The sequence below is a fragment of the Pseudomonas sp. MNR3A genome (assembly GCF_009650575.1).
In the GTDB taxonomy this organism is placed as follows: Bacteria; Pseudomonadota; Gammaproteobacteria; order Pseudomonadales; family Pseudomonadaceae; genus Aquipseudomonas; species Aquipseudomonas machongensis.
The window spans coordinates 246,255-255,515 of record NZ_VZZS01000025.1; the positions used below are offsets into that span (position 1 = coordinate 246,255).

Sequence of the window (9,261 nt, forward strand, 5' to 3'; positions counted from 1 at the left end):
CAGTCCCGAATGGCGGGGCCTTGCGGGCATTTGGCCAGGGTTTGACCGAATGCCCGTCGAGGCTCGCGGGCCAAGTGTGCATTACTGAAATACCCACTTACAAATGCACCAAAGGTAGTCCTTGGTAACACCTTTGCACCGATCAGGGGCATGAAAGGTGCAACCTCGGCGTGCAACCTTGAGTCGGTGGTGTGGCCTTCGCGGGCAAGCCCGCTCCTACAGTTTGGGCGGGGGCGCACCACCGAACAAAAGCAAAACTCCTTCCCTCCCCCGCCCAAAACTGGCACCATCGCGCCTTTTTTCATCAAGGCTCCGGTGCCAAGCGCAACGCATTGCGGACATCCGCGCGACGTTGCACTGCAGCGATGCGACAAACTGTCCCGCCAACGACCCGAGCCCGCTGCGACCCGGTTGGCCGCCATTACGCCGCTATGCTAGCGTTGCGCTCGCCAGGAAGGCCGCCAACAGCTGGGAACGCACCCGAACACATGAGGACCGCACATGGCCCAGGCCACGCCCGCGCTGGAAATCCGCAATCTGCACAAACGCTACGGCGATCAGGAAATTCTCAAGGGCATTTCGCTGACCGCGCGCGACGGTGACGTGATCTCGATCCTCGGTTCGTCCGGTTCCGGCAAGTCCACCCTGCTGCGCTGCATCAACCTGCTCGAGAACCCGCACCAGGGTGAAATCCTCGTCGCCGGCGAAGCGCTCAAGCTCAAGGCCACCAAGACCGGCGACCTGATCGCCGCCGACAACCGCCAGATCAACCGTCTGCGCAGCGAAATCGGCTTCGTCTTCCAGAATTTCAACCTGTGGCCGCACATGTCGATCCTCGACAACATCATCGAGGCGCCGCGCCGCGTGCTCGGCCAGAGCAAGGCCGAGGCCATCGAAGCGGCCGAGGCGCTGCTCAACAAGGTCGGCATCTACGACAAGCGTCACAGCTATCCCGCCCAGCTTTCCGGTGGCCAGCAGCAGCGCGCCGCCATCGCCCGCACCCTGGCCATGAAGCCCAAGGTCATCCTGTTCGACGAGCCGACTTCGGCGCTCGATCCGGAAATGGTCCAGGAAGTGCTTAACGTTATCCGCGCACTGGCCGACGAAGGCCGTACCATGCTGCTGGTCACGCACGAGATGAACTTTGCCCGCCAGGTGTCCAGTGAAGTGGTCTTCCTGCACCAGGGCCTCGTGGAAGAGCAAGGATCGCCGCAACAGGTCTTCGAAAACCCGACCTCGGCGCGTTGCAAGCAATTCATGTCCAGCCACCGCTAAACGGAGCAACACATGCAGACCTACAAGAAATTCCTCCTGGCCGCTGCCGCCACGCTGGTGATGTCGGCCAACGCCCTGGCCGCGGAAAAACTGCGCATGGGTATCGAGGCGGCCTACCCGCCGTTCAACAACAAGGATGCCAGCGGCAACGTGGTCGGCTTCGACAAGGACATCGGCGACGCCCTGTGCGCCAAGATGAAAGTCGAGTGCTCGGTCGTGACCTCCGACTGGGACGGCATCATCCCCGCCCTGAACGCCAAGAAGTTCGACTTCCTGGTGTCGTCGCTGTCGATCACCGACGAGCGCAAGCAGGCCGTGGACTTCACCGATCCCTACTACTCCAACAAGCTGCAGTTCATCGCGCCGAAGAACGCTGACTTCAAGACCGACAAGGCTTCGCTCAAGGGCAAGACCATCGGCACCCAGCGCGCCACCCTGGCCGGCACCTGGCTGGAAGACCACTACGGCAGCGATGTCGACGTGAAGCTCTACGACACCCAGGAAAACGCCTACCTGGACCTGATCGCCGGCCGCATCGACGGCATCCTGGCCGACAAGTACGTGCAGTACGAGTGGCTCAAGAGCAAGGACGGCCAGAACTACGAGTTCAAGGGCGACCCGGTGGAAGAGAGCGACAAGATCGGTATCGCCGTGCGTAAAGGCGACCCGCTGCGTGAGAAGCTGAACGCTGCTCTGAAGGAAATCATCGCCGACGGCACGTACAAGAAGATCAACGACAAGTACTTCCCGTTCAGCATCTACTGATACGCCCCGACTGGCACCGCCGCTGCGCGGTGCCGGTCCCTTGAACGCACCCTGCCCATGAATATCGACCTGCACGGATTCGGTCCGGCCATGTTGGCTGGCACCCTGATGACCGTAAAACTGGCGCTCTGTGCCTTGCTGCTGGGGCTGGTCCTTGGACTGCTCGGCGCGCTGGCCAAGACCTCGCCGATCAAGCCTCTGCAATGGCTTGGCGGCACTTACTCGACCCTGGTTCGCGGCGTGCCCGAACTGCTGTGGGTCCTGCTGATCTATTTCGGCACCGTCGGGCTGATGAGCAGCCTCGGCGATGCCCTGAACATGCCCGGCCTCGAGCTCAGCGCCTTCGCCGCGGGCGTGATCGCCCTGGGCCTGTGCTTCGGTGCCTACGCCACGGAAGTGTTCCGCGGCGCGATCCTGGCGATCCCCAAGGGCCACCGTGAAGCGGGCCTGGCACTGGGGCTGTCGAAGGGGCGCATCCTTTCGCGGATCATCCTGCCGCAGATGTGGCGCGTGGCCCTGCCGGGCCTGGGCAACCTGTTCATGATCCTGATGAAGGACACGGCGCTGGTGTCGGTGATCGGCCTCGAAGAAATCATGCGCCACGCGCAGATCGGCGTGACCGTGACCAAGGAACCGTTCACCTTCTACGCCGTCGCCGCGTGCATCTACCTGTGCCTGACCATCGTTGCCATGACCGGCATGCACTTCCTTGAAAAACGCGCCGCTCGCGGCTTCATGAGGGCCGCGCAATGAACTGGGAAGTCATCATCAAGTGGCTGCCACGCCTGGCCCAGGGCGCAACCCTGACCCTGGAGCTGGTGGCCATCGCGGTGATCGCCGGGCTGATCCTGGCCATCCCGCTGGGCATCGCCCGCTCCTCGCGCCACTGGTACGTACGCGCCCTGCCCTACGGCTACATCTTCTTCTTCCGCGGCACGCCGCTGCTGGTGCAATTGTTCCTGGTGTACTACGGCCTGGCGCAGTTCGACCTGGTGCGCGGCAGCTCGCTGTGGCCGTACCTGCGCGATCCGTTCTGGTGCACCGTACTGACCATGACCCTGCACACCGCCGCCTACATCGCCGAGATCCTGCGCGGTGCGCTGCAGGCGATCCCCAAAGGCGAGATCGAGGCGGCGCGCGCGCTGGGCATGTCGCGGGGCAAGGCGCTGTTCTACATCATGCTGCCGCGCGCCGCGCGCATCGGCCTGCCGGCCTACAGCAACGAAGTGATCCTGATGCTCAAGGCCAGCGCCCTGGCCAGCACCGTGACCCTGCTGGAACTGACCGGCATGGCCCGCACGATCATCGCCCGCACCTACCTGCCGGTGGAGATCTTCTTTGCCGCGGGCGTGTTCTACCTGTTGATTTCGTTCGTCCTGGTGCAGGGCTTCAAGCTGCTCGAGCGCTGGTTGCGCGTCGACGCCTGCCAGGGGCGGTGAGCTGAAACCGAGCTGACCTTTTCGCGGGCAAGTCCGCTACCACAGCTGCCCTGCATGATTGGAGGGTTGTTGTAGGAGCGGGCTTGCCCGCGAAGGCCTCACCACCGACCACCCTCCATGCCCTCGACCCCATTCCTCCACCCCGACCAACTGAGCGCGCGCTTCCAGGCCCTGGACCAGTTCCTGCTCCAGCACGAATCCCTGTGGAAACCCCGGCCCTTTACCGCCCTGCACCTGGAATGGGAATCCCGCTATCCCGAACTCGCCCAGTGGTTGCGCAACCGCACGCTGGAGCAGGCCGAGGCCGCCGAGCATCACCTCGAACAGTTGCCGGCCCCCGCGCCCTTCCCGCAGCTCGCGCAGCAGGCCCTGCAACTGTCGGATGTCGGCGAACTGCCCCAGGCGCCACTGCCACCGGGCGGCCACCGCCTGAACGTCCACGTCCCCGGCCGCAAGTGGCAACAGATCGAAGCCTTCGGCAGCCACCTGAGCTTCAGCCAGCCCACCCACCACTGGCTGGACTGGTGCTCTGGCAAGGGCCACCTGGGCCGTCGCCTGCTGCAACCCGGCCAGCAGCTCACCTGCCTGGAATATGACGCCGCACTGGTCAGCGCCGGCCAAGCCCTCAGCGACCATCACCACCTGCGCGCCAGCCACGTGCAGCAGGACGTGATGGCCAGCGACAGCGCCCATCACCTGGATGTCGACAAGAGCGTGGTCGCGCTGCACGCCTGCGGCGACCTGCACGTACGCCTGCTGCAACTGGCCAGCGCCCGAGGCTGCCGGCAGATCGCCGTCGCCCCATGCTGTTACAACCGCATCCAGGCCGAGCACTACCAGGCCCTGTCGGGCCCCGCGCAAGCCTCGCAGTTGCACCTGAGCATCACCGACCTGGGCCTGCCGCTGAGCGAAGCCGTCACCTCCAGCGCCCGCACCCGTCGCCAGCGCGACACCTCGATGGCCCGCCGCCTGGGCTTCGACCTGCTGCAACGCCAGCAACGACAGACCGACGAGTACCTGCCCACGCCCTCGTTGCCCACGGCCTGGCTGGAAAAATCCTTCGAAGACTACTGCCGCGACCTTGCCGCATTGCGCGAAGTGCCTTTGAACGGCAACCCCGACTGGGCCGCCCTGGAGGCCGCTGGCTGGCAACGACTGGCGCAAGTGCGCAACCTCGAACTGGTGCGCAACCTGTTCCGTCGCCCGCTGGAGCTGTGGTTGGTACTCGATCGTGCGCTGTTTCTTCAGGAAAACGGCTACAACGTGCGCCTGGGCGTGTTCTGCGACTACCCACTGACACCCCGAAACCTGCTGCTGCTGGGCGAGCGAAACTAGCCGGACAACCTGTGGATAAGTCTGTGAACAAGCTTGTGATGAAATTCACGGTTTATTGGATCCACTGGCTATTTCACACGCTTCGCTTATTCCCTCCAGTAAGCGAACGCCAGCAAAAACAGGCCTTTGCGCAAAGACCAACGGCGCAGCGCTTCGGCATGCCTTTCGCGCAGCGCCTGCATGCCGGTTGTGCATAAGCCAAATCCCGGGTCCTACGCAAGCCCCTTGCAGCAACTGTCTTGTTCAGAATCTAAAGGCCTGCCCAATCCCTGTGGGAGCGGCGGTTCGGCGCCCCGACTTGTCCCGCGAACACGGGCGCAGCCCTGCCAGGCAGCGCGGTGTCTTTTTCGCGGGTAAACCCGCTCCCACACCTGGTTCAAGATCCCACTGCGGCAAAGCGTCGCAAAAGCACAAAACCAAAAACTAATTATTGTATTACGATAATTTATCAAGAATAATCCGACCCGTTCATCACTGTACGGAGGCACCCCATGAACAGTAGATCCGTCGCCTATGCGCGCTCCCGATTGCGCACCATCGGCGCCCTGGCCGCCCTTCTGGCCTGGACCACCGCTGCCGTCGAGTTCGGCGGCACGCCGCTGCTCTGGCTGCTCGACTACCCCACCATGGTTTCTGCCTACCTGCAGGCCTACGGCGACCAGATGCCGCTGCTCCTGGCCGAAGGCTACCAACCGTCCCACCTGGCGATCGGCCTGGTGTTCTTCCTCGACCTGATTCCCACCGCCATCTCGGCATTCGCCCTGCTGCTGACCGGCATCTTCTTCATGCGCCTGTCCAAGGGCCAGACCTGGACCCTGCCCAACATCCGCCTGCTCTGGTGGGTCGGCCTGCTGTGTATCGGCTCGCCGCTACTCTGGTCGCTGATCGGCACCTTCGAGGGCCTGGCGCTGGCCATCGACCTGCCTGCTGGCGAAAGGAGCTTCAGCGTGTCGATCGGTGTATCATCCGAGGCTGTCTACGAGATCATGAAAGGCATTCTGCTCTGCGCCTTCTCGCTGCTCATGCGTGACGCCAAGACCATCAGCGATGAACACAACTGTTATGTCTAGCCACCCCTTATGCCGATAATCATCCGCCTCGACGTCGTCATGGCCCGGAACAAGATCCGTTCCAAGGACCTGGCGGAAATCATCGGCATAACGGAAGCGAACCTGTCGCTGCTGAAGAACGGCAAGATCAAGGGCTTCAAGATCGAGACCCTCGAGAAGCTGTGTCGCGCGCTGAACTGCCAACCCGGCGACCTGCTGGAGTTCAGCGAGGAATGATCAAGGACTGCAACACCCATGTATTTGCCCCACAAAGGTTTACTCGCCGTACTGCTGGCCACCTGGCTGATCAGCGGCTGCGGCCCGAGTTACACGTATAGGTATTCGCCACCGCCTAGCGCGCATGGCATGAACTGCATCAACAACTGCTCGAGCGAGCGCAGGCATTGCCAGCAACTGGAGCGTCTGGAAGAAAACAGCCAGCGCGCCCTGTACCAGGCCGAAATGCGCGCCTACCAGTACTGCAAGACCGGCAAGAGCAAGAAGGAAGCGCGTCACAACTGCTACCAGCCGAGCTACCCATTCGGCAGCTCGTCCAGCTACAGTTGCGGCCGCGATTACGACAGCTGCTACATGGCCTGCGGTGGCACCATCCAGCGCATTCGCAACCCAGATTGATAGATGAACGGATTTCGACACGTGAAATACACCACGCCTTTCACCCTTCTGGCCCTTGGCCTGGCCCTGAGCGGTTGCTCCAGCAGTAGCAGCAGCTACACCCCAAGGACTTCGAACCTGGACTGGGAAACCCCCGGCATGCAGCTCGGCGGCGACCGCGGCCTGCCCCTGCGAGTGGACGACCGCTGCCGCAAGCGCGGTTGCGACAACCACAAGCTGTTTTTCAACCCCGCAGAGCCTGAACCGAGCGTCAACACCATCCACCGCGGCTGGTAGGATTTTCTCCTTTTGGGGCGGTGACTTAGGCGATTTCGCGTTGAATGCAAGGAAGTGGTTTACAGCAGCCAACCGATCGCTATAATGACGCCCCTGTGCCGGTATAGCTCAGATGGTAGAGCAACTGACTTGTAATCAGTAGGTCCCGGGTTCGATTCCTGGTGCCGGCACCATATCCAGCTCCATCGCGTTCCACCGAATGCCTTGGAAGCCCCTAAAACCCGCCCTTTGGCGGGTTTTTTCGTTCCAGGACCCTCCGTCGGGATCCAACAAAATACCCCATCCCCGGGGGTATTTTTAGGGTACAGCGTCTTGCCTGCATGGAGAACGTACCCTTATGCCACGTCTAGCCGTTCCTCTCAGCGACCTCAAATGCCGTACGGCGAAACCTCGCGAACGTGCCTACAAGCTATTCGACGGTGGCGGCATGTACCTCTTCGTGAAACCCAACGGCGTGAAAACGTGGCGATTGCGCTACTTCAAGCCCAGCGGCAAGGAAGGCACGCTGATCATCGGCAACTACCCCATCATCTCGCTGGCCATCGCCAGGACCAAGCGCGATGAAGCCAAGGCCCTGTTGATCGACAACCTCGACCCTATGGAAGAGAAGAAGAAAGCGAAGGTAGCTGCTCAACGAGCTTCCCTGCTTTTCGAAACCGTCGCCCTGGAGTGGCACGCCGAAATGTCCCGGCGCTGGACAGAGGGACACGCCAAGACCGTCATGAGTCGGTTGCGCACCCACGTCTTCCCCCTGATAGGCCAACGCCCCATTGCTGAACTCGATACTCATGATCTGCTTGAGGTAACCCTCCGTATCAAAGAGCGCGGCACCATGGACGTTGCCCTTCGCGTGCAGAACTATCTCTCCACAATCATGCGGGGTGCGAAGCGGGCGCGGCAGGTCAGCCAGAATCCGGCGCTCGATCTGGCAGGGTCGATCCATGCCCCGCGTACCGTGCACCGCCCTGCCCTCTCACTCAACCGCCTCCCCGAACTACTCGGCCGGATCGACAACTACAACGGCCGTGAGCTAACCAAGCTGGCTGTACTGCTGACGCTGCACGTGTTCGTGCGCTCCAGCGAACTGCGTTTTGCGCGCTGGGATGAGTTCGACCTGCAAAGGGCGATGTGGGAAATCCCCGACACCCGCAAGCCAATCGACGGCGTGCGCAATTCCACTCGTGGCACCAAGATGAGCGGAGACATACAGATGGTGCCGCTCTCTCCCCAAGTCATCACAATCCTTGAACGGCTGCGCGGCTTGAGTCGCTTCTCCGAACTGGTGTTGCCCGGTGACCACAGGTATTGGAAACCCTTGTCGGAGAACACGGTTAACCAGGTGCTGCGCAATATGGGCTACGACACCACCAAGGACGTGTGCGGGCATGGATTCAGGACCATGGCTTGTAGTGCTTTGCTCGAATCAGGGCTGTGGACGGACGCGGCGATTGAGCGGCAGATGAGCCATCAGGAGCGTAACCGCGTGCGCGCTGCTTACATCCACAAGGCCCAATTTCTGGAGCAGCGTCGGTTGATCATGGCGTGGTGGAGTAACTACATCGATGCCAACAGATCGGGCCATGTCACTCCGCATGAGTTTGCCCATCCAGCTGGCGATAACATCACCTCCTTGCCAAGTGGGCGTGGCGCATTCAGTCGTCGGTGAACCCTCCAGAACACCGTTGGCCGCTCTTTAATTCGGGTCCATCCAAACAGGGCTGCAAAGCCGCCCTGTTTGGATGGACCTCGCTTTGCAAAGCTAACAGCCGACACTAATCCTTTGGATACCACTGATTTCCACCGGTGGATAATTTCATGCACAAGCCCAGATACCCCGTGGATTCTGGCGTTGACCAAATTTATCCACAGGCGTAGAACTGAGGGTGCAAACGCTGTCTTGGACAGCACCCAGGTGACCAGAACCTTGAAGGTCACGCCGCTCTCGCGGTGGTTCTCCCCCCAAATGGCGATTCGCATCCGGCAGCTCGCCCGGTCACCTCCCCGGTGATGGATGCCTACTTAAGATCATGGCCCTCGTGCGCCAGACAACACCTCCTACTTCGCTGCCCTGCAGCAATCCGCTTGGCCGAATCTTGCGCCAACCTGCGCCCGTCTCTTTCTCCTGGAAAGAGACGGGCGCTTCTAACACTGCTGCAGCCCTCATCGCACTTGGCTTTGCGGCTACTCCACTTGTGACAATCGGCGTGACAAACGCCGATGTCATCAGCAACAGCGCTGTAGATGATGGTGCCGCAGACCACGGAATGGACTGCACCTGGCTGACAGCCAGGCATGCCCCGGTCATCGTATCGCTGCGTTAACCCGGCTCAGGATCTCGCGGCACTGGTCTCGTCAGCCAATGCAGCCTCCACCCGCCCACCGGTAACGGTGCTTAGGAGGCCAGATCATGAGATGCCCTTGCTCCCGGACGTAAGGAGCCGCCAGTCCCGCGCTAGAGGACATCCCCACAGGTCGCAGGGGCCTTG

The 9,261-nt window shown here is 61.8% G+C and carries 10 protein-coding genes and 1 tRNA gene; all 11 read left to right on the forward strand.

Going from position 1 to position 9,261, the window contains the following annotated elements; translation table 11 throughout:
* The first annotated feature begins 501 nt into the window (after positions 1-501).
* The 11 genes from F6X62_RS17825 (at position 502) to F6X62_RS17875 (ending at position 8,441) form a co-directional block, all read left to right on the forward strand.
* Positions 502-1,275 carry an ABC transporter ATP-binding protein gene (locus tag F6X62_RS17825; RefSeq protein WP_065863893.1) on the forward strand — a complete coding sequence of 258 codons (774 nt, stop codon included), beginning with the start codon at positions 502-504 and terminating at the stop codon, positions 1,273-1,275.
* Between the two features lie 12 nt (positions 1,276-1,287).
* Entirely contained in the window at positions 1,288-2,040 is a 753-nt protein-coding gene (locus tag F6X62_RS17830; protein WP_054895292.1) for an ABC transporter substrate-binding protein, read from the forward strand.
* Between the two features lie 57 nt (positions 2,041-2,097).
* Positions 2,098-2,793, forward strand: a complete 696-nt coding sequence (locus F6X62_RS17835; protein ID WP_063541434.1) for an ABC transporter permease — start codon at positions 2,098-2,100, stop codon at positions 2,791-2,793.
* A complete protein-coding gene (locus F6X62_RS17840; RefSeq protein WP_063541436.1) occupies positions 2,790-3,479 on the forward strand; it encodes an ABC transporter permease in 690 nt (229 codons plus the stop codon). The genes F6X62_RS17835 and F6X62_RS17840 overlap by 4 nt, the downstream gene beginning before the upstream one ends.
* A 117-nt stretch (positions 3,480-3,596) precedes the next feature.
* Complete coding sequence (locus F6X62_RS17845) at positions 3,597-4,814, forward strand: methyltransferase (protein ID WP_153774286.1); 1,218 nt, start codon at positions 3,597-3,599, stop codon at positions 4,812-4,814.
* Between the two features lie 491 nt (positions 4,815-5,305).
* Entirely contained in the window at positions 5,306-5,884 is a 579-nt protein-coding gene (locus F6X62_RS17850) for a hypothetical protein (RefSeq protein WP_054895538.1), read from the forward strand.
* Positions 5,885-5,893: 9 nt separating this feature from the next.
* Positions 5,894-6,100 (forward strand): helix-turn-helix transcriptional regulator, encoded by a 207-nt coding sequence (locus F6X62_RS17855; protein ID WP_043211003.1) that lies wholly within the window; start codon positions 5,894-5,896, stop codon positions 6,098-6,100.
* Between the two features lie 129 nt (positions 6,101-6,229).
* Positions 6,230-6,499 carry a hypothetical protein gene (locus tag F6X62_RS17860; protein WP_256674049.1) on the forward strand — a complete coding sequence of 90 codons (270 nt, stop codon included), beginning with the start codon at positions 6,230-6,232 and terminating at the stop codon, positions 6,497-6,499.
* A gap of 21 nt (positions 6,500-6,520) precedes the next feature.
* Positions 6,521-6,775, forward strand: coding sequence for a hypothetical protein (locus tag F6X62_RS17865; protein ID WP_226938352.1), 255 nt, complete (start codon positions 6,521-6,523; stop codon positions 6,773-6,775).
* A gap of 97 nt (positions 6,776-6,872) precedes the next feature.
* A tRNA-Thr gene (locus F6X62_RS17870) sits at positions 6,873-6,948 on the forward strand.
* Positions 6,949-7,112: 164 nt separating this feature from the next.
* Positions 7,113-8,441 (forward strand): integrase arm-type DNA-binding domain-containing protein, encoded by a 1,329-nt coding sequence (locus F6X62_RS17875; RefSeq protein WP_153774288.1) that lies wholly within the window; start codon positions 7,113-7,115, stop codon positions 8,439-8,441.
* The last annotated feature ends 820 nt before the right edge of the window (positions 8,442-9,261 follow it).